The sequence below is a fragment of the Vibrio jasicida CAIM 1864 = LMG 25398 genome (assembly GCF_000400365.1).
GTDB lineage: Bacteria > Pseudomonadota > Gammaproteobacteria > Enterobacterales > Vibrionaceae > Vibrio > Vibrio jasicida.
Genome location: NZ_BAOG01000036.1, coordinates 1 through 19,051, shown reverse-complemented (window position 1 = coordinate 19,051; position 19,051 = coordinate 1). Strand labels below are relative to the sequence as shown.

19 protein-coding genes are annotated in these 19,051 nt (G+C 44.2%); 10 read left to right on the top strand and 9 right to left on the bottom strand.

Going from position 1 to position 19,051, the window contains the following annotated elements:
- Nucleotides 1-2: 2 nt before the first annotated feature.
- On the top strand, nt 3-1,841 hold the full coding sequence (gene secD / locus VJL_RS10050; RefSeq protein ID WP_038867483.1) for a protein translocase subunit SecD: 1,839 nt from the start codon (nt 3-5) through the stop codon (nt 1,839-1,841).
- Between the two features lie 3 nt (nt 1,842-1,844).
- Nucleotides 1,845-2,747: a protein translocase subunit SecF gene (gene secF, locus VJL_RS10045; protein ID WP_038867383.1), complete on the top strand. Its 903-nt coding sequence runs from the start codon at nt 1,845-1,847 to the stop codon at nt 2,745-2,747.
- 119 nt (nt 2,748-2,866) lie between these two features.
- On the opposite strand, the gene VJL_RS10040 is transcribed toward secF, so the two are convergent.
- Nucleotides 2,867-3,133 (bottom strand): hypothetical protein, encoded by a 267-nt coding sequence (locus VJL_RS10040; RefSeq protein ID WP_038877804.1) that lies wholly within the window; start codon nt 3,131-3,133, stop codon nt 2,867-2,869.
- A gap of 11 nt (nt 3,134-3,144) precedes the next feature.
- Nucleotides 3,145-3,765 carry a LysE family translocator gene (locus VJL_RS10035; protein WP_038867386.1) on the bottom strand — a complete coding sequence of 207 codons (621 nt, stop codon included), beginning with the start codon at nt 3,763-3,765 and terminating at the stop codon, nt 3,145-3,147.
- Between the two features lie 750 nt (nt 3,766-4,515).
- Between VJL_RS10035 and VJL_RS10030 the strand changes: the two genes are divergently transcribed.
- The 4 genes from VJL_RS10030 to phaC all read left to right on the top strand — a co-directional run bounded on the left by VJL_RS10030 (nt 4,516) and on the right by phaC (nt 8,708).
- Nucleotides 4,516-5,256, top strand: coding sequence for an SDR family oxidoreductase (locus VJL_RS10030; RefSeq protein ID WP_038867388.1), 741 nt, complete (start codon nt 4,516-4,518; stop codon nt 5,254-5,256).
- A gap of 10 nt (nt 5,257-5,266) precedes the next feature.
- Nucleotides 5,267-6,475, top strand: coding sequence for an acetyl-CoA C-acetyltransferase (locus tag VJL_RS10025; RefSeq protein ID WP_038867390.1), 1,209 nt, complete (start codon nt 5,267-5,269; stop codon nt 6,473-6,475).
- 43 nt (nt 6,476-6,518) lie between these two features.
- Nucleotides 6,519-6,866: a phasin family protein gene (locus VJL_RS10020; protein WP_038867394.1), complete on the top strand. Its 348-nt coding sequence runs from the start codon at nt 6,519-6,521 to the stop codon at nt 6,864-6,866.
- A gap of 66 nt (nt 6,867-6,932) precedes the next feature.
- Complete coding sequence (gene phaC, locus VJL_RS10015) at nt 6,933-8,708, top strand: class I poly(R)-hydroxyalkanoic acid synthase (protein WP_038877613.1); 1,776 nt, start codon at nt 6,933-6,935, stop codon at nt 8,706-8,708.
- Between the two features lie 262 nt (nt 8,709-8,970).
- Here the strand turns inward: phaC and VJL_RS27835 are convergent, their stop codons facing one another.
- The 6 genes from VJL_RS27835 to napF form a co-directional block, all read right to left on the bottom strand.
- Nucleotides 8,971-9,105 (bottom strand): TIGR02808 family protein, encoded by a 135-nt coding sequence (locus VJL_RS27835; RefSeq protein WP_080869628.1) that lies wholly within the window; start codon nt 9,103-9,105, stop codon nt 8,971-8,973.
- A gap of 15 nt (nt 9,106-9,120) precedes the next feature.
- A complete protein-coding gene (locus VJL_RS10010; protein WP_038877611.1) occupies nt 9,121-9,699 on the bottom strand; it encodes a NapC/NirT family cytochrome c in 579 nt (192 codons plus the stop codon).
- Between the two features lie 29 nt (nt 9,700-9,728).
- Nucleotides 9,729-10,184 carry a nitrate reductase cytochrome c-type subunit gene (locus VJL_RS10005; RefSeq protein WP_038877609.1) on the bottom strand — a complete coding sequence of 152 codons (456 nt, stop codon included), beginning with the start codon at nt 10,182-10,184 and terminating at the stop codon, nt 9,729-9,731.
- Between the two features lie 76 nt (nt 10,185-10,260).
- On the bottom strand, nt 10,261-12,750 hold the full coding sequence (napA, locus tag VJL_RS10000) for a periplasmic nitrate reductase subunit alpha (RefSeq protein ID WP_038877605.1): 2,490 nt from the start codon (nt 12,748-12,750) through the stop codon (nt 10,261-10,263).
- Nucleotides 12,747-13,055 carry a chaperone NapD gene (locus VJL_RS09995; RefSeq protein WP_038877602.1) on the bottom strand — a complete coding sequence of 103 codons (309 nt, stop codon included), beginning with the start codon at nt 13,053-13,055 and terminating at the stop codon, nt 12,747-12,749. The genes napA and VJL_RS09995 overlap by 4 nt, the downstream gene beginning before the upstream one ends.
- Nucleotides 13,056-13,097: 42 nt before the next feature.
- Nucleotides 13,098-13,583 carry a ferredoxin-type protein NapF gene (gene napF / locus VJL_RS27830; protein WP_081634951.1) on the bottom strand — a complete coding sequence of 162 codons (486 nt, stop codon included), beginning with the start codon at nt 13,581-13,583 and terminating at the stop codon, nt 13,098-13,100.
- A 246-nt stretch (nt 13,584-13,829) separates the two neighbouring features.
- Here napF and narQ point away from each other — a divergent pair, with 246 nt between their 5' ends.
- Together narQ and VJL_RS09985 are read left to right on the top strand one after the other, a co-directional pair.
- Nucleotides 13,830-15,566 carry a nitrate/nitrite two-component system sensor histidine kinase NarQ gene (gene narQ / locus VJL_RS09990; RefSeq protein WP_038877600.1) on the top strand — a complete coding sequence of 579 codons (1,737 nt, stop codon included), beginning with the start codon at nt 13,830-13,832 and terminating at the stop codon, nt 15,564-15,566.
- On the top strand, nt 15,553-16,185 hold the full coding sequence (locus VJL_RS09985) for a response regulator (RefSeq protein ID WP_227740525.1): 633 nt from the start codon (nt 15,553-15,555) through the stop codon (nt 16,183-16,185). Before narQ ends, VJL_RS09985 begins: the two co-directional genes overlap by 14 nt.
- A gap of 51 nt (nt 16,186-16,236) precedes the next feature.
- On the opposite strand, the gene VJL_RS09980 is transcribed toward VJL_RS09985, so the two are convergent.
- Nucleotides 16,237-16,410: a hypothetical protein gene (locus VJL_RS09980; RefSeq protein WP_038867409.1), complete on the bottom strand. Its 174-nt coding sequence runs from the start codon at nt 16,408-16,410 to the stop codon at nt 16,237-16,239.
- Between the two features lie 263 nt (nt 16,411-16,673).
- On the opposite strand from VJL_RS09980, the gene VJL_RS09975 reads away from it, so the two are divergent.
- Together VJL_RS09975 and pepT are read left to right on the top strand one after the other, a co-directional pair.
- Complete coding sequence (locus VJL_RS09975; RefSeq protein ID WP_038877598.1) at nt 16,674-17,534, top strand: DUF6279 family lipoprotein; 861 nt, start codon at nt 16,674-16,676, stop codon at nt 17,532-17,534.
- A 189-nt stretch (nt 17,535-17,723) separates the two neighbouring features.
- The gene (gene pepT, locus VJL_RS09970; protein WP_038877596.1) at nt 17,724-18,953 is read left to right on the top strand and encodes a peptidase T; all 1,230 of its coding nucleotides are present in this window, start codon (nt 17,724-17,726) and stop codon (nt 18,951-18,953) included.
- The last annotated feature ends 98 nt before the right edge of the window (nt 18,954-19,051 follow it).

The window sequence follows — 19,051 nt, the reverse complement described above, 5'->3', positions numbered from 1 at the left end:
ACATGAAGAAAACACCGAAACCACAAAAAACCAGAAAAGTGCTGAACCATTACTCAGCATGGAAATATGTCGTATTAATTACGACCGTTATCATCTTAACTTTGAGCGCAATCCCAACTTGGTTTGGCGAGCAGCCGTCTATTCAGGTTACGTTTGCTGACCAAAACAACAGTGCGATGTCAGTGGTTCAATTGGATCAGCTATTAAAGTCGCATCACATTCCTGCGTCGAAGATCATTGAGAAAGACGGCCAAACCACAATCGTTTTCGATGGCGAAGATGCACAAAGTAAAGCGCGTGCTCTGTTAAACGAACAACTAAACAAAGACGACAGCATTACGTTCTCTTACGTATCGGTTGCACCAGAGTGGCTAAATGAAATGGGCTTTAGCCCAATCAAGCTAGGTTTGGATTTGCGTGGTGGTGTGCAATTCCTGCTGAACGTCGATGTAAATAAAGCATTCGAAGAACAACGTGACGCATTAGTAGACGAGATCAAAGCAAGCCTTCGTGAAGAGCGTGTTCGTGGTGTTCAGGTTCGCGCCGAAGCGGGCAACCATATTGCGGTAAACAGTGAAAACGAGGAAGGGTTGAAAGCAGCAAGCCAATTCCTTCGCCAAAACTACCCTGGCTGGACGATGACAAGCACAGACCGCGGCTTTGAACTTCAACCAAGTGAACAAAATATCCAAGAGTTCCAAACGACTACGTTGCAACAAAACTTGAAGATCATGCGCGGTCGTATAGAAGAACTCGGTATTACCGAGGCGATGGTTCAACGTCAAGGTAAAGAGAGTATTCGTATCGAACTTCCTGGTGTTCAAGATCCTGCCCAAGCGAAAAACGTTATCGGTGCAACAGCGAGTCTTGCTTTCTATGAAGTGAAAGATGCAAGCCAAGCACGAAGCAGCCAAGATCTTGTTCTAAAAGACAACGACGGCCGTACCGTTATTCTTGCTAAACGTCCTGTCCTTACTGGTGAGCACATTGTAAACGCACGTGCTGGTGTGGATAAAATGGGCATGTCAGAAGTAAACATCTCTCTAGACCACGCGGGTGGTAAGAAGATGAGTGACTTCTCCGCGACTCACATTGGTAAGCCTATGGCGACCGTGTACCGTGAGTACAAGACAAATGAACGCGGCATGACAGAGCGCAGTGAACGCGTCATCAGTGTTGCAACGATTCAATCTCAACTTGGTAGCCAATTCCGCATCACAGGTGCTGGCAGCATGGATGAAGCGCAACAACTAGCTTTGCTTCTGCGTGCAGGCTCTCTAACTGCCCCAGTAACGATTGTTGAAGAGCGCACAATTGGTGCTTCTCTTGGTGCAGAAAACATTCAAAACGGCTTTGCTGCGCTTGCGCTAGGTATGGGCTTAACGCTCACCTTTATGGCGCTTTGGTACCGTCGTTTAGGTTGGGTTGCAAACGTAGCACTTTGTGCAAATATGCTTTGCTTGCTTGGCTTAATCGCGCTGCTTCCAGGCGCGGTACTTACATTGCCTGGTATTGCCGGTTTGGTATTGACCGTAGGTATGGCAGTGGATACCAACGTAATTATCTTTGAACGTATTAAGGACAAAATGCGAGAGGGTCGCAGCTTCGCTCAAGCGATTGACCTCGGTTTTGATAGTGCATTTGCAACCATCCTTGATGCCAACATCACCACCATGATCACAGCAGTGATTCTATACGCGATCGGTAACGGTCCAATTCAGGGCTTTGCTTTAACACTAGGCTTGGGTTTGATGACCAGTATGTTTACTGGCGTATTCGCTTCTCGTGCAATGATTAATTTAATTTGGGGCCGTGATGGCCGTCGTGATGTAAGGGTTTAAATCATGGTTGAAATGCTAAAACAAAATATCCGCAAGATTCGTTACTTCACAACGTTTGTTTCTGTTGTTCTAACGGTCATTGCGCTGGTCGCCCTTGGTATGAAGGGACTAAACTTAGGTCTTGATTTCACTGGTGGTATGGTTACCGAAGTGAAAGTCGATAAACAACTAACGAACCACGATTTATTGAATGCACTGCAACCTAAGTTGGGTGACTCGACATCAGTAACTCGTTCTGGTGAGGATGGTCGTTGGGTGATTCGCTATTCAGCACCAACAGAGGGTCAAACTTTACCAAGTGTGGCAGAGACGCTTAAGCCGATCTCACATGAAGTGAAAGTTGTAAGTAACAGTATCGTAGGGGCTCAAGTAGGTCAGGATTTGTTCGATCAAGGTGGTTTAGCGCTACTGGTTTCAGTACTGACAATTCTTGGTTACTTGTGTTTCCGCTTTGAGTGGCGTTTAGCAAGTGGTTCATTGTTCGCTCTCGCGCACGACGTTATTCTCGTTCTGGGTTTCTTTGCTATTACCCAAATGGAATTCAATTTAACGGTGTTCGCAGCGATTCTCGCTATTCTCGGTTACTCGTTGAATGACTCGATTATCATTGCAGACCGAATTCGTGAATTACTGGTTGCTAAGCAAAGTTGGAAAACGGAACAAATTAACGATGAAGCGGTACTGGCGACGTTCTCCCGTACTATGGTGACGTCTGGTACAACGCTTATCACTGTTGGAGCACTATGGATAATGGGGGGCTCAGCTCTTGCTGGTTTCTCAACAGCAATGTTTATCGGCGTACTATCGGGTACGTGGTCATCTATCTCGATTGGTACGGTGCTTCCGGAATGGTTGAAGCTAGAACCAAAACACTACCTACCAGTAGAGATCGACACTGCACCATAATGTTTGGTGTTTAAGGTAAAAGTGCTTGCGCCACTCAACTTGAGTGGCGCTTTTTTATCTAGAGAAACGAGAAACGAGAAACGAGAAACGAGAAACGAGAAATAAAATAAAAGAAGGTGTTACTTAACGCGCATTAGGCGATGCTTCACTGAACCAAGATCGAACTCTATGATTTGGGAACGCTTCATCGATTCAACTTTGGTGAGCATGGCATCTTGATAACCTTTCTTCTTCATCCACTGTAATGGTTCCGAAAAGCTGTCCTCATTCACCACATAAGACTCGCCTTTGTGCTCTCCCGTATAGACGTTTACTACCCACACGCGAGCCTGAAAATCGAGTGCCTCACGAATGGTCTGTTTGAACTTATATAAGATGTGTGTCATTGCTTGCTGAATTAGCTCAATAACAACCAAACACCGACACCCATCATCAAAGTGCCTGCAATTCGGTTCATCAAGCGCACGTTTTTTGATTGGCCTAGTAAACGTTTAAGTCCTTTGCCACCAGTAGCGTAAAGAGACATACAGATGAACTCAAATAACAAAATAATAGAGACGAGAACAACAAGTTGAGGCGTGAGTGCTGCGCTTTGATCGATAAACGGAGGGAGAAGTGAAATCATGAACGCCCACCCCTTCGGGTTTGCGATGGCTGTAATAAACCCTTGAAGTACCAAATCCCAGTTACCACTAGTCGGTACATCAATACTATCAACATTGATTGCGAGCTTACCTCGTGAACGCCACATTTCAATTCCCAGATAGAGCAGGTAGCTAGCGCCAATCAGTTTGAGCGCAGTAAACAGCCACGGGTAGTTGAGCATGATTGCGGCAATACCAAGTACTGCAGAGACAGAAACCAACGCCACCCCAACTAATTCTCCTGCCATCATCCACAGGGTTCTTCGGTAGCCGATGCTCATGCCTAGCGTGAGCGCGAGTGTCATACACATACCAGGCGTGATAGAAACAAAGAAAAAGGTGGGGATAAACATGGTCAGCAAAGCGGTATTCATATTAGTGATTATTGTATTATTAGCTAGTCAGGCAACAAAGATAGTGCAAAGTGCTCTTCGATGCCATAGATAAAAGTCGTTACCTTCTTGGACATCCATCTACCTTTCAACTATTTAATAAAAATAAAATAGTAATTAAATGATTGCGACATATTAGTGCTTGCATGCACCAAATGGTGACATTTATAAAAAATCGGTTTTTAAATAAGCCTATATTAAGGAAAATATTTCTGGGTTTTTATTTATTTTACGTTGATTTAATTGTCATTAAAGGTTTGATGCTAATTAAAATTTTAATGCAAGGTGATATCTAAATAAATGATATATTTAATATTTGTAAGGTCATCTATTGGAACTATTACTCCAATGATTTAATTAAGAATTATTAGTTTAGAAACCAAAGATGATCTTTCACTCTTTGTAAATGCAATAAACATAAAAATTCGTATAAGTGACTGAAATAAAGATGGTTTTAATCATTGTTGATTAAGTTGTCTATAGTTTAAGTCTTTTTAAATCAATCCCTTAAGCGTATTTAACCTTTCTATAACATTTCATTGCTAGTGAGATCTAAATCAATCTTATGCAAATGAATGAGTTTTTTATTTGAAATGTAATATTTCTAGGTTAACTTAAAATAAAAGGCAACAGAGGATTTGTTGCCACAAGAATAAATTTATATGTCAGTTGGTGAAATATTTCGCCAGTGTCTTAATTCGCTTTTTAATGCCGTTAAGAATGGAGTCTTCAATGAAGAAAGTCGCTTTGATCACTGGATCAAAAGGCGGAATTGGTTCTGCTATTTCCTCTCAATTAGTTAATGATGGTTACCGAGTAATTGCTACTTACTTTACTGGTAACTATGAGTGTGCGTTGGAATGGTTTAATGAAAAAGGGTTCAATAAAGATCAGGTACGTCTTTTTGAACTAGATGTAACTAACACCGCTCAATGTGCTGAAAAACTAGCACTTTTACTTGAGGAAGAAGGAACCGTTGATGTCGTCGTCAATAATGCAGGAATCACACGCGATGGCGTGTTTAAAAAGATGACTGCACAAGCTTGGAACGACGTCATTAATACCAACCTAAATAGCTTGTTCAACGTGACACAGCCGCTTTTTGCAACTATGTGCGAAAAAGGTGGTGGTCGTATTATTAACATCTCTTCTGTTAATGGTCTGAAAGGCCAGTTTGGTCAAGCAAACTATTCAGCGGCTAAGGCTGGCATGATTGGTTTTTCTAAAGCATTGGCATATGAGGGGGCTCGCTCCGGCGTAACGGTAAACGTTATTGCTCCGGGTTACACAGGGACACCAATGGTTGAACAAATGAAACCGGAAGTGCTGGAGTCTATCACCAACCAGATCCCAATGAAGCGTTTAGCAACGCCTGAAGAAATTGCATCATCCGTAAGCTTCTTAGTGAGTGATGCCGGCGCTTACATCACCGGTGAAACACTGTCGGTGAACGGCGGCCTATACATGAGCTAAGGAGAAGATGATGGAAAAAGTATTTGTTATTGCAGCGAAACGTACACCGATTGGCGCGTTTGGCGGAAGCTTAAAAAACACGTCAGCGGGCAATCTAGCGGCGGTTGCAATTAAAGGTGCGCTTGAGGCGGCGTCACTAACGGGCGATAAAGTTGATGAAGTGATCGTTGGTAACGTTATCGCAGCAGGGCAAGGTATGGGCGTTGGTCGTCAAGCCGCGATGTTTGCCGGTATTCCCGAGTCTGTGCCAGCTTATGGCGTGAACATGGTTTGCGGCAGTGGTATGAAAACTGTCATGGATGGCGTTTCTCATATTCGCAGTGGCGATGCACAAGTGGTTGTGGCTGCAGGTGTCGAGGTAATGTCACAAATCCCATTCATCGTGCCTAGCGTTGTACGTGATGGCAATAAGATGGGCAACATGGAGTTGAAAGATCTCCTCATTGCTGACGGTTTGACTGACGTTTACAACCAATACCACATGGGTGTTACCGCCGAAAATGTTGCGAAAGAGGTTGGTTTGACGCGCCAACAGCAAGACGAATATGCGCTAGCGAGCCAACAAAAGGCTGTCGCTGCGATTGAAGCGGGTAAGTTCAAAGACGAAATTGTGCCGGTCGAAGTTAAACAACGTCGTGAAACCGTCGTGTTTGATACGGATGAATACCCTAAAGCAAACGCAACACTGGAAGGCTTGAGTAAACTGCGCCCAGCTTTTGACCGTGAAGGTACGGTAACAGCAGGTAATGCTTCCGGCATTAATGACGGTGCTAGTGCCATTATCCTTGCTTCTGAGAGTGCAGTTCAGGAACTCGGCTTAACGCCAATCGCTGAAATCGTAAGTTATGCGCAGTCTGGTCTGGATCCAAAAATTATGGGTCTTGGTCCGGTTGAATCGGTAAACAAAGCGTTGAACAAAGCCGACCTGAAAACCAGCGATATTGACGTTTATGAGTTGAATGAAGCCTTTGCTGCACAAGCTTTGGGTGTGATTCATAAATTGGCAGAAACCAACCAAGTTCCAGTGAGCTCAATTCAAGACAAAGCCAACTTTAATGGTGGTGCAATCGCATTGGGCCACCCTCTAGGTGCATCAGGTAACCGCATTTTGGTTACGTTAGTACACGAACTTCACAAACAAGACGGTCAGTACGGTGTTGCTTCACTTTGTGTAGGCGGCGGTATGGGCACGGCTGTGGTTGTAAAAGCAGTTAAGTAGTTATTTAAACGGATATTTTAATTCTTTCTCTAGGAGATAAACCATGTACACTGATTTCTTCAAAACTTTTAGCGATCAAACTGAAAAGAACCTTGAACCATACTTGAAGTTCAACAAGCTAGTGACCAAGAATGTAGAAGTGCTTACAGAGCTTCAACTGAATGCAATCCGCACATATAGCGAAGTTGGCCTAAACCAAATGAAAGCAGCGTCAGAAATCAAAGACGTCACTTCTTTAACGGCGTTTAACAGCCAGCAACTAAGCGTGCTTACAAAGCTTTCTCAACAAATGATGGATGACAGCAACAAGTTGCAATCTATCGCAAAAGAATTCAAAGAAGATGTTGAACAAATGACTTCGGAAAATCTAAAGACTGTTACTCCTGCGTAATACGTCCACTTTTCGCCGCCCGAGTTCTTGGGCGGCGTTATTCTTTCCGAATATAGGAGTAAGACTATGTTTCAGCACTTCTTTTCGGACTATCTTGTTAAGCTTCAAGAAACCAATCATCAGTGGTGGCATGATTTCGAAGTCAACAAGGCAGTCGTGAATTCTCCTTTGAATAAGGCCATGCAAGAAGTGAACTTCGAAGACACGGCTAAACTGTTCGAACAAGCCGCCAATCAACCAGCTGCGATTTTAAAACTCCAAGCTGAGTGGTGGGAGCAACAACTGCAAATATGGCAGAACGTGGCGTTAGCTGGCAATCAGGCACAAATCATCGAAGCAGAGAAGGGCGATAAGCGTTTCTCTAACGAAGCTTGGCAAAACGAAGCGATGTACAGCTTCATCAAACAATCCTACCTATTGTTTAGTAAGACTTACCTCGACACTCTGGATTCTATTGAAGGGTTGGATGAGAAGACGAAAGAACGCATTACCTTCTTCTCTCGCCAAGCCATCAATGCACTCTCTCCTTCAAACTTTATCGCGACTAACCCAGAGCTGCTTAAACTGACGTTAGAGAAAAATGGTGAAAACCTTCTAACGGGTTTGGAAAAGCTGAAAGAGGACGTAGAGTCAAGCGCAGACATTCTGAAAGTACGAATGACAAACAACAATGCTTTCCGTGTTGGTGATGATGTGGCGACAACCGCAGGCGATGTTGTGTTTCAAAATGAGTTGTTTGAGCTCATTCAATACCGTCCTTTGACAGAAAAAATCAATGCAACGCCACTGCTTATCGTCCCGCCGTTTATCAACAAATACTACATCCTTGATCTAACGGCAAAGAACTCTATGGTTCGTTGGTTGTTAGAGCAAGGCCACAGCGTGTTTATGATGTCCTGGCGCAACCCAGGTAAAGAGCAAGCTCAAGTTGAGTTTGGTGACTACGTGACGGAAGGCGTCGCCAAAGCAGTTACGGCCATCGAAGACGTAACGGGCCAAGAGCAGATAAATGCGGCTGGTTACTGTATTGGTGGTACGGTCTTGGCCAGTACCGTGGCGTACTATGCTGCGAAACGTATGAAGAAACGCATTAAATCTGCAAGCTTCTTTACCACTCTACTGGACTTCTCTCAGCCGGGCGAAGTAGGGGCGTACATCAACGATACCATCATCAGTGCAATTGAGACGCAAAACAACGCGAAAGGTTACATGGATGGCCGCTCACTCAGCGTTACCTTCAGCCTATTACGCGAGAACAGTCTGTACTGGAACTACTACGTGGACAATTACCTCAAAGGCAACAGCCCTGTAGACTTTGATCTTCTGTACTGGAACAGCGACAGCACCAATGTGAGCGCTGCTTCCCACAACTTCTTATTGCGTGAACTCTATCTAGAGAACAAGCTTGTTCAAGACAAGGGCGTGAAGATCGGTGGCGTCTGGATCGATCTGAATAAGATTAAGATCCCGAGCTACTTTGTATCGACCAAAGAAGACCATATCGCATTGTGGCAAGGAACCTATCGTGGTGCACTCAATACTGGCGGCAATAAGACCTTTGTGTTGGGTGAGTCTGGTCATATCGCGGGGATCGTTAATCATCCTGCTAAAAATAAGTATGGCTACTGGTTAAACGACAACCTTGATGATTCTGCTGATGAATGGTTTAACAATGCTAACCATCAGGAGGGTTCTTGGTGGACACACTGGCATCAATGGTTAATGCAGTTCAACCCAGAAGAGCAGGTCGAACCGTTCCCAGTTGGTTCTGAGCAAAATCCGGCTATTGATGAAGCTCCGGGTCAATACGTTCGACAAGTTCTGCCTATTAAAGAGTCCTAAACTGCTCCTCACAGCAGTATTATTTGGCGGCCTATAGGGTCGCCTTTTTTATCTGTGTTACTTCTCTTAGATCACTTCTAATTCGTTGACCCCAAATAGCCTTAGATTGAACCGTAGGGAAGGTGATTAGTTTGGGTGGGTTGTATATGGAGAGCAATAACCAAAGCGTACTCTTTGCCCGTTAGAAAGAAAAAACGCCAAGCAGTTGCTTGGCGTTTTCCGTCAACAAAATAGGCAAAAATGTCGACTCGCTAGAGGCTAATTACACCTCTTTATCCTTACCTAGTGAAAGTAGCCATAGAGAGACTGCTGCGACCCCCACAAAGCCGGAAAGAATAATAAATGGCATTGCGCTGTATCCAAGGAAATGCCAAATGAAGGATTCAAGATTACTCATCGTCCGTATTTCTCCTTATTGCCAGCCTTCAACACCGTGCATGTCTGGCAGTTTATGTGCAATACCTTTGTGACAGTCTACACACGTTTTATCGCCATTTGCGAGTGCTGTTGAGTGTTGTTTTGCACTTCGTGAACCTTGTTCTGAGAAGTCCATGTATTCAAACTCGTGACAGTTACGACACTCTAAAGAGTCGTTCTTCTTCAAGCGAGCCCATTCTCGCTCCGCGAGGTGTGCGCGGCGAGCTTGGAATTTTTCAGGAGTATCGATGGTCTTCGTCACATAGTGAGCAAATAGCTCCTTGGATGCCTGAACTTTACGTACGATTTTATCTGTCCATTCGTGCGGTACGTGACAATCTGAACAAATTGCACGAACACCAGAACGGTTAGAATAGTGAATCGTTTCTTGAATTTCTGCAACGATAGGGGCGTGACAGCCAGAACAGAACTCTTCCGTGTTGGTTGCCTCCATCCCGGTGTTAAATGCGCCCCAGAATAGAAGACCACCAGCAAACCCCAAGAATAATACTACGCCAACCGCAGCTTTACTCGGGCTTGTTAGCCTCTTCCAAAACGCTTTCAATAATTTCATAGATAGCCTCTTATCTTTCCACGCAGCACTTATTTCAGTGCGTCAACGCTCTTGAATTCGTTTTCAACAAGCGGCTTAGCATTAGCTTGAGGAACGTGACACTGCAAACAGAAGTAACGACGTGGTGACATGTCTGCAAGTACAGCATCGTCACGGTTAACGTAGTGGGTCACACTGATTTTGGTAGCGCCCATTTCTTTCGCGTTTTTCCAGCTATGGCATGAAAGACATTTGTTTGCGTTTAGAGAAACTTCGTACCCACGGATGTTATGTGGGATCAATGGTGGTTGGTATACGAAGCTGCTATCAAGAACTTGTTCGCGAGGGAACTTCTTGAAATCATCAGCAGGGCGAGTGTCCTCAAGCTGAGAAGCGCCGCGCAATGAATCTAGACCACCAGTACCACCTGGATTATCAAGTTCTGCAAACACGCTACCACTGATCAGGGCACCTACTGACAAAAGTGCAACAAGTAATTTTTTCATCTTACAATCTCCGCCTTATGGCTTAATTCTTTATTTGGCCGCTGCGGACAGCGGCCATGCAATCGAGGTATGAGTATTAAGCGATCTTAGTGATCTTGACTGGACACTTCTTAAAGTCTGTCTGTTTAGACAGTGGGTCAGTCGCATCAAGGATGAGCTTGTTAATCAAAATACGAGCATCAAAGAATGGTACGAATACCAAGCCTTTTGGTGGACGGTTACGGCCGCGAGTTTCTACACGTACGCGAACTTCGCCACGTTTGTTTGCCATCAGAACTTCTTCACCACGGCGAACGTTGCGAGCTTTAGCATCATCAGGGTGCATGTAACACACCGCATCTGGAACCGCTTTGTATAGCTCAGGGACACGGCGCGTCATTGTACCTGTGTGCCAGTGTTCAAGAACACGGCCAGTACATAACCACATGTCAAACTCTTCATTTGGTACTTCCGGTGGCGCTTCGTATGGTGCAGAGATGATCAATGCTTTGTTATCTGGCTTACCGTAGAAGTCCCAACCAGAGCCAGCTTTCGCATATGGATCTGAGCCTTCTTTGTAACGCCATAATGTCTCTTTACCATCAACCACAGGCCAGCGTAGACCTCGTACGGTGTGGTAAACGTCATACGGTGCTAGATCGTGACCATGGCCACGGCCGAACGTTGCGTACTCTTCAAACAGACCTTTTTGGATGTAGTAACCGAAGTGGTGTGCGTCATCATTTAGTTCACGAGCTTCTTCAATTGGGAACTGGTCTACCTGACCGTTCTTGAAGAGCATGTCGTACATGGTTTTACCACGGTATTCCGGTGCTTTAGCTAGTAGTTCTTCTGGCCACACTTCTTCCATCTTGAAGCGTTTTGAAAATTCCATTACTTGCCATAGGTCAGATTTCGCTTCACCTACCGTACCCACTTGTTGATACCAAGCTTGAGTACGACGTTCTGCGTTACCATATGCACCTTCTTTCTCGATCCACATCGCGGTAGGAAGGATAAGGTCACCAGCTTGCGCGGTTGCTGTTGGGTATGGGTCAGATACGACGATGAAGTTTTCTGGGTTACGGTAACCAGGAAGACGTTCAGCATTGATGTTAGGACCAGCTTGCATGTTGTTGTTACATTGAACCCAGTAACAGTTCAATACACCATCGTTCAACATGCGGTCTTGCAGTACCGCGTGGAAACCTGGTTTTGGTGGAATAGTGCCTTCTGGCAGCTTCCAGATACCTTCTGCAATTTTACGGTGTTTAGGGTTAGCAACAACCATGTCAGCAGGTAGGCGGTGCGCGAACGTACCAACTTCACGAGCTGTACCACATGCTGATGGCTGGCCTGTTAGTGAGAATGGGCTGTTGCCCGGAGTTGCAATCTTACCGGTCAGTAGGTGGATGTTGTAAACCAAGTTGTTCATCCATACACCACGAGTATGTTGGTTCATACCCATCGTCCATAGGGACATGACTTTTGTGTTTGGATCCGCGTATTGCTTCGCTAGCTCGATCAGTTTTTCAGGTGCAACACCTGAAAGCTCTGATGCTTTTTCTACAGTGTAAGGCGCAACCGATGCTTTGTACTCTTCAAAGCTGATCGGGCTCATTTTGCCTGAGTTTGGATTTTTCGCCGCTTTTTGTAGTGGATCGTCATCACGTAGACCGTAACCAATATCAGTGTCAGCTTGGGTGAAGTTAGTATGTTTATTTACAAAATCCCAGTTCACTGCATCATTTTCGATGATGTAGTTTGCGATGAAGTTAGCAATCGCTAGGTCAGACTGAGGATTGAAAATGTAGCCGTGATCTGCCAACTCAAATGAACGGTGGTAGTAAGTAGAAAGCACGTTCACTTTAACGTGAGGGTGGCTTAGGCGACGGTCAGTAATACGAGTCCAAAGTACAGGGTGCATTTCTGCCATGTTTGAACCCCAAAGAACGAATGCATCAGCGTTCTCGAAGTCATCGTAACAACCCATTGGCTCATCGATACCAAATGCACGCATGAAGCCAACTACAGCAGATGCCATACAGTGACGTGCGTTAGGGTCGATATTGTTAGAGCGGAAACCTGCTTTCATCATTTTTGCAGCAGCGTAACCTTCCATTACGGTCCATTGGCCAGAACCGAACATACCCACGCTAGTTGGGCCTTTTTTCTCTAGAGATGCTTTCCATTTCTCCGCCATGATGTCGAAAGCAGCGTCCCAAGAGATCGGTGCGAAATCACCGTTCTTATCATATTTACCATCTGTCATACGCAGCATTGGCGTAGTCAGACGATCTTGGCCATACATGATTTTTGAAAGGAAGTAACCTTTGATACAGTTCAGGCCTTTGTTTACCGGTGCTTCAGGATCACCCTGTGTTGCTACTACTTTACCGTTTTGAGTACCAACAAGAACAGAACAGCCTGTACCACAGAAACGACAAGGCGCTTTGTCCCATGTGATTTTGGTTTGATCAGAGCTTGCAATCAGGTTTGTTGCAGAAGCTGGTAGTGTAATACCTGCGACAGCAGCAGCTGATGCAGCCGCGTTTGCTTTCACAAACGCACGTCTTGTCATTTTCATACTTCACCCTCAATTTGGGAATGTTGTGTTCCAGTGTCTTTTTCGTCCGTTTCTTCTAGCCCAGTTTCGATTTGGTGATAAACCAAAACCGTGCTCAAGACATTCGGTAAATTATTAATCGCATCGATAGTGTCTGTGATGAAACCTTGGTTCTCTGTTTCAAGCACAACGATGATTTTGCCTTCAGGACTGTCGCCGTAGATTTCCGCATTTTCATATGTTTCGATCTGGGTTTTCGTCTCTGCTAAATGTTCAGGCAGAACATGCACTACCAGACTTGAAATATGCACTTCGTTTAGTGACATACGTCTCTCTCGTTTTATTGCCTTTCACCGACCACTGACGGTTCAGGCTGTTATATTGCTCACATTGATGGATGAAGTAGGGCACACTGAAACGCATGCGCCGCAGCCGTTACACTCATCAAGGTCTAAATTTGGTTGTGCTACCTTGCCCAGTTCCAATTTGAACCGGATTGCCATTGGGTCACACATGTCCCCGCAGCTTCGGCACTCGACATTTTGCTTAGCTAAACAACTATCGGTGATGCTCGCTTTTGCCTGCCATGGCTGTTCTGTTTCTGATAAGAACAAGGGTTCAGGACAAACATTGGCGCATTGATAACAAAAAGTGCATTCATCGATAGAAAAGTCGACCGCAGGAAATCCACCGTCGCTTTTGATTATAATTTTGGTTTCACATGCCTCGACGCATTTACCGCAACGAGTGCAGTCGTCTGTAAACTGCGTTGGCTTCGCTATCCAAGGAAGACGTAAGGAATTATCCTGTTGCGTTTTTCTAGCAAAAAGTCTTCTTCGAGAAAGGTCTACCACTTAGTCACCTCAAAATTAGAAACCCAAACTAAGCATAGTCCACAATTTCATTAATAAACTGTCATTTAAGTACACGAAATTGTAGTTTTTGACATATATCTATAAATACCTCTTAGGGGGTAATTCGAATGCAATATTGTTTTGGATCAATAAATTCCAACGCAGGTGATCACATATTGATAAAGTTGAAAGATAATACGTGTTGTATAAAGGCAAACATGGTTATCAAATGAGCGGAGTTCAGAGTTGTTTAAAAATGTGAAAAAGTCAGTAACACGTACAATTGCATCTGCCATGATGTTGATTTTACTTCTTTCTGTGGCGACTACTGGCTTTGCTATTTTCACTTTAGCATCAAGCTTGAACGATGCAGAGGCAGTAAACGTTGCTGGTTCAATGCGAATGCAGAGTTATCGGTTAGCTCATGATATTCAAAGTGAATCTGTTGATTATTCTTCACACATTGATTTATTTGAAGCTTCAATCTATTCACATTCTATGAGAGCGCTTCAGCATTGGACGGTGCCCGAAGACATCACAAAAGACTATTACCGGCTGATTCTGCGTTGGCATGAACTTAAATCGGTATTAAAGAGCCAAGATCGGACTCAATACTTGGTTTTAGTCGCTGGTTTTGTTCAACAAATTGATGCCTTTGTTTTTAAGCTACAAAACTATTCTGAGCAAAAACTCATCAACCTAGCATGGATTGGTGGATTGGGGCTTGGCGGGATTCTGTGCGCAAGCATGTTTGTTGTGCATTTTATTCGGTTAGAAGTGGTAAGGCCGTTACGCGCTTTGGTAGCGGCAAGTGAGCAGATTAAAAACCGCTCATTTGATGTGTCTCTCAATGTATCAAGTGACAATGAGATGGGCATTTTAACCCGAACATTCAATCGGATGGCGATGGATCTAGGCAATTTGTATCGTGGTCTCGAAAAAGCGGTTGATGAGAAAACTCGCAAGTTACAACACGCAAATCAGTCGCTCCAAGTACTCTACGATTCGTCAAAAGAGCTGACGGCGTCACGTATTCATCAAGAAAATTTTCAGGCGATTTTACAACATATTGCAAGTTTGGAAGGAATTCGTGCAGTTAAGCTTGAAATTGACCAAATTGGTGAGCCAAATTGGATACTGACTGAAGGGGAAAAGTGCCGACACGGTTGTGATACCGATTGTCACAGTGAGACATTAACGTTAGATGGTGAGCATCTTGGTTATTTACATTGGAAAGCCGGATTACCTTGCCCAAATGAAACATTGATTGGCAACTTTGTCCAAATTTTATCTCGTGCGGTATATTACAATCGTGCGCAGCGACAAGCCGAGCAGTTGTTGTTGATGGAAGAGCGAGCAACCATTGCCCGAGAGTTGCATGACTCTTTAGCACAGGCTTTGTCTTATTTAAAAATACAAGTCTCGTTGCTTAAACGCAGTGTGAAGAATATTCCCGATGAGAAAGCGATAGCCCAAACCAATCAGGTGATTGCTGAGCTTGATACCGGATTGTCAGCCGCGTACACCCAATTACGTGAACTTTTGACCACCTTCCGTCTTACCATCAAAGAAGGCAGTTTTGGGCAAGCGCTTCAAGAAATGGTCGCGACGTTAGACGAACAAACAACAGCGGAAATCTCTTTGAATAATAAGCTTTCATCAACGGAATTAGACGCGCATCAACAGGTGCATCTACTACAGTTGATCAGAGAAGCGACAATAAATGCGATAAAACACGCTCAAGCTAAGAATATTAAGATCCAATGTCTTGATTCTGGTGGGAAAGTCACAGTGACCGTAGCCGATGATGGTATAGGCTTTGATCAACAGAACGAGAAATTAAATCATTATGGTATGAGTATCATGCAAGAACGTGCTGCAAGATTGCACGCAGACCTCAGTGTAGAGGCGGCAAAGAACGATGGTTGTATCGTGAGACTAGAATTCCAACATAGTAAGGAAGTAAACATTGACAGTGTGTAAAGTAATGCTGGTGGATGATCACCCACTCATGAGACGTGGTATTCATCAGTTGCTAAGTTTTGAGTCAGACTTTGAAGTTATCGCAGAGGCCAGTAGTGGTGCGGATGCGGTCGCAAAAGCTCACGAACTCGAGCTGGATTTGGTGCTTCTGGATCTGAATATGAAAGGTATGTCCGGGTTGGACACGCTTAAAGCACTTCGTGCCGATGGTTGTGAAGCTCGCATTGTAATCCTGACGGTTTCTGATAGCCCTGCGGATATTGAAGCGATTGTGCGTAGCGGAGCAGACGGATACTTACTAAAAGATACCGAACCAGATGAATTAGTTGAGCTACTAAAACAAGCACATGAAGGTGACAAGGCCTACAGCCAAGCGGTTGCGAAATACTTGAACGAGCGTTCAGGACAAGAGGATGTGTTTGACTCGCTGACCGATCGCGAGACGCAGATCCTACAAGAGGTAGCACGTGGCTTCCGTAATAAACAGATCGCAGATCGCCTGTTTATCTCTGAGTCGACGGTAAAAGTACACATGAAGAGTCTACTCAAAAAGCTGAAAGTACCTTCACGTACTGCAGCAACCGTGCTTTACCTAGAGCGCTTTGGTGAAATAAAGTAACTTACTCTGAGTGCTTTAGATGCAAAAACCGCCCAAATTTAGGCGGTTTTTTTATTTGTCTGGGCGAATAGAGTACAAATCGCTGTTGTATTTACCGCACTCTAAATAGTAATGATGTGCCGCTTTTTTATCTTCCGCGACCACTCTCATACTGTGTATTTTCCCCTGTTCAAAGTAACGAATTTCGTACTCTACAATCGTATCAAGTTGCTCAGCAGCAGCCATGCTACGCCTCCATAAACTATCCTGTTGTTATTGATGCAATTTATATGCCATTTAAGGAACGCCGTCTCGTTCATGTTTTGGCCGATAATTGCGCACTAACTCACTTTTTTGCGGATAGTTGTGATAAAAAAGTTAATTTCAAACTCTATATACTACGAGGGTGGCAAAAAGACTTTGCCATACTGACGAAAGTTTGCCGCAATACTAAGTGATTTAGGGTGAGTATAGAACTTAATCAATAAAAAAGGGAATATGGATCGGTGATGAAATTTAAAAGTTTATCCAATAAAGCGGTTCGATATGGATTTGTATTGATATCTATTGTGTTGTTAGCCGGATGTGCAAAAAAGTTTTTATACAGCAATATAGATTGGGTTGTGATTGAATATTTAGACGATTACGTTTCTCTTGATGGAGAGCAAGAGTCGTTGCTTGAAGAGCGTATTTTATTACTGGCCGATTGGCATAAAGAGGAAGAATTACCTTTATATATCGATCACTTAAAACAATTAGAGTCACTGAATAAAGACAACGTGACGCTAGAGTCATTGCAAGCGAACCGAGATCAAATGCGAGACCACTACCAACGTCTCGTCTCGAAAGCCGCGCCGGACCTCTTCTCGCTGAGTATGCAGTTAGACACTAAGCAAGAATCGGAGTTTGTCGACAGTGTAAAAGAGCGTTACAAGGAAAGAGATGAAAAATACGCAGGGAAAACGGAACAAGAGCTGCGAGAAATTGTCTTAGAGAATACAGAAGAGTGGATGGAAGAGTGGCTTGGTAAATTATCTAACCAGCAAAAAGTGCGCGCGAAACAACTTTCTAAAGAGGTGATTATAAATAGTCCGTTATGGCGAGATTACCGCTCGTCAATAATTCAGGAGTTAGAGTACCTTTTCGAAAATAAAACCAACACGGTTGTTTACCAGCAGGTATTCATGAAGCTCTTATTCGAGCCGGAAAGTTATTATAGTGATCAATTGAGGGACAATATTGATCGTAATATCGAACTGACGGATCAATTCACTCTAGATATATCCCAATCGATGAGTGACAAACAATGGCGACATTTTCATGGCAAAATTCGTGAATGGCGTGAGCTTGCTGAAGAACTACTGAATTAATACTCGATAAAACAACCTGTTAGTGTGAGTGCTGGTAGGGCATACCAGCACTTTCTGATGAAAAACTGATTCAAAGCAAATTCTTATTGTGGCATGAGCGTAACATGGCTTGTCGAACCATGTTGGATAGGATCCTCGCACTCCCATGTATCCCTTGTGCGGGCCTTCACCAAAACAATGAGAATAATTATGAAGCATTTAGTTGAAAGATTTCTTCGCTACGTCACGTTCGATACTCAATCTAATCCCCACGAATCAGCTTGCCCAAGCAGTGGCGGGCAACTTGTATTTGCTCAGCAGCTTAAAAAAGAAATGATTGAACTCGGTTTAAGCAATGTGACCTTGAGTGACAATGGTTACCTAATGGCAAAATTACCGTCGAATGTTGATTACGCTGTGCCTGCTATCGGTTTTATTGCTCACATGGATACCGCGCCTGATGCTTCAGGCAAAAACGTAAATCCCCAGTTTATTGAAGATTACCAAGGCGGTGATATCGCTCTTGGTCTAGGTGATGAAGTGCTTTCTCCGGTGCAGTATCCAGATCTGCATGAACTTCATGGCCACAACCTAATTACCACTGACGGCACAACGTTGCTTGGCGCTGACAACAAAGCGGGTATTGCAGAGATTCTATCTGCCGTTGCTATGTTGATCGAAAACCCAGAAATCCCACACGGTGATATTTGTATCGGCTTTACTCCCGATGAAGAGATTGGTCGCGGTGCTGATTTGTTCGATGTAGAAAAGTTTGGCGCGCAATGGGCATACACTATCGACGGTGGCCCTCAAGGAGAATTGGAATACGAAAACTTCAACGCAACCAGTGCAGACGTTATTTTCCATGGCGTAAGTGTTCATCCAGGCACTGCTAAAGGTAAACTGGTTAACGCGATGAACTTGGCTGCGAAATTCCAAGTGCAGATGCCAGAAGATCAAACGCCAGAAACGACAGAAGGCTACGAAGGTTTCTTTCATCTTAAATCTGGTGAACTTGGTATCGCCCGCAGTGAGCTAGGTTACATCATCCGTGATTTCGATCGTGAAGGACTTGAAAGTCGTAAAGCCTTTATGCAGAAGCTAGTCGATGACATGAACGCGGGGCTGAAGCATGGCTCGGTTGAATTGAAGTTAACTGACAGCTATTACAACATGCGAGAGATGGTAGAGCCTTACCCTCACATTATCGAACTCGCTAAATTAGCGATGGAAGAGTGCGATGTAGAGCCACTTATTAAACCGATACGCGGTGGTACAGATGGTGCGCGCCTATCATTTATGGGCTTACCTTGTCCGAACATCTTTACCGGCGGTTATAACTTCCATGGCATTCATGAATTTATCTCGGTAGAAATGATGGAGAAATCAGTACAAGTCATTGTGAAAATTGCTGAACTTACCGCGAAGAAGCATAGCTAAGTGTCACGCTAGATACAAAAATGTATGGTCCGCCCCGTTATTGCAACTACAATTAAGTAATAACGGAGTTGGTTTGCGCTAATGTATTCGGAGTCCAC

Coding starts and splice junctions, on each gene's coding strand:
- secD (WP_038867483.1), top strand. CDS start 3: ATGAAGAAAACACCGAAACCACAAAAAACCAGAAAAGTGCTGAACCAT.
- secF (WP_038867383.1), top strand. CDS start 1,845: ATGGTTGAAATGCTAAAACAAAATATCCGCAAGATTCGTTACTTCACA.
- VJL_RS10040 (WP_038877804.1), bottom strand. CDS start 3,133: ATGACACACATCTTATATAAGTTCAAACAGACCATTCGTGAGGCACTC.
- VJL_RS10035 (WP_038867386.1), bottom strand. CDS start 3,765: ATGAATACCGCTTTGCTGACCATGTTTATCCCCACCTTTTTCTTTGTT.
- VJL_RS10030 (WP_038867388.1), top strand. CDS start 4,516: ATGAAGAAAGTCGCTTTGATCACTGGATCAAAAGGCGGAATTGGTTCT.
- VJL_RS10025 (WP_038867390.1), top strand. CDS start 5,267: ATGGAAAAAGTATTTGTTATTGCAGCGAAACGTACACCGATTGGCGCG.
- VJL_RS10020 (WP_038867394.1), top strand. CDS start 6,519: ATGTACACTGATTTCTTCAAAACTTTTAGCGATCAAACTGAAAAGAAC.
- phaC (WP_038877613.1), top strand. CDS start 6,933: ATGTTTCAGCACTTCTTTTCGGACTATCTTGTTAAGCTTCAAGAAACC.
- VJL_RS27835 (WP_080869628.1), bottom strand. CDS start 9,105: ATGAGTAATCTTGAATCCTTCATTTGGCATTTCCTTGGATACAGCGCA.
- VJL_RS10010 (WP_038877611.1), bottom strand. CDS start 9,699: ATGAAATTATTGAAAGCGTTTTGGAAGAGGCTAACAAGCCCGAGTAAA.
- VJL_RS10005 (WP_038877609.1), bottom strand. CDS start 10,184: ATGAAAAAATTACTTGTTGCACTTTTGTCAGTAGGTGCCCTGATCAGT.
- napA (WP_038877605.1), bottom strand. CDS start 12,750: ATGAAAATGACAAGACGTGCGTTTGTGAAAGCAAACGCGGCTGCATCA.
- VJL_RS09995 (WP_038877602.1), bottom strand. CDS start 13,055: ATGTCACTAAACGAAGTGCATATTTCAAGTCTGGTAGTGCATGTTCTG.
- VJL_RS09980 (WP_038867409.1), bottom strand. CDS start 16,410: ATGGCTGCTGCTGAGCAACTTGATACGATTGTAGAGTACGAAATTCGT.
- VJL_RS09975 (WP_038877598.1), top strand. CDS start 16,674: ATGAAATTTAAAAGTTTATCCAATAAAGCGGTTCGATATGGATTTGTA.
- pepT (WP_038877596.1), top strand. CDS start 17,724: ATGAAGCATTTAGTTGAAAGATTTCTTCGCTACGTCACGTTCGATACT.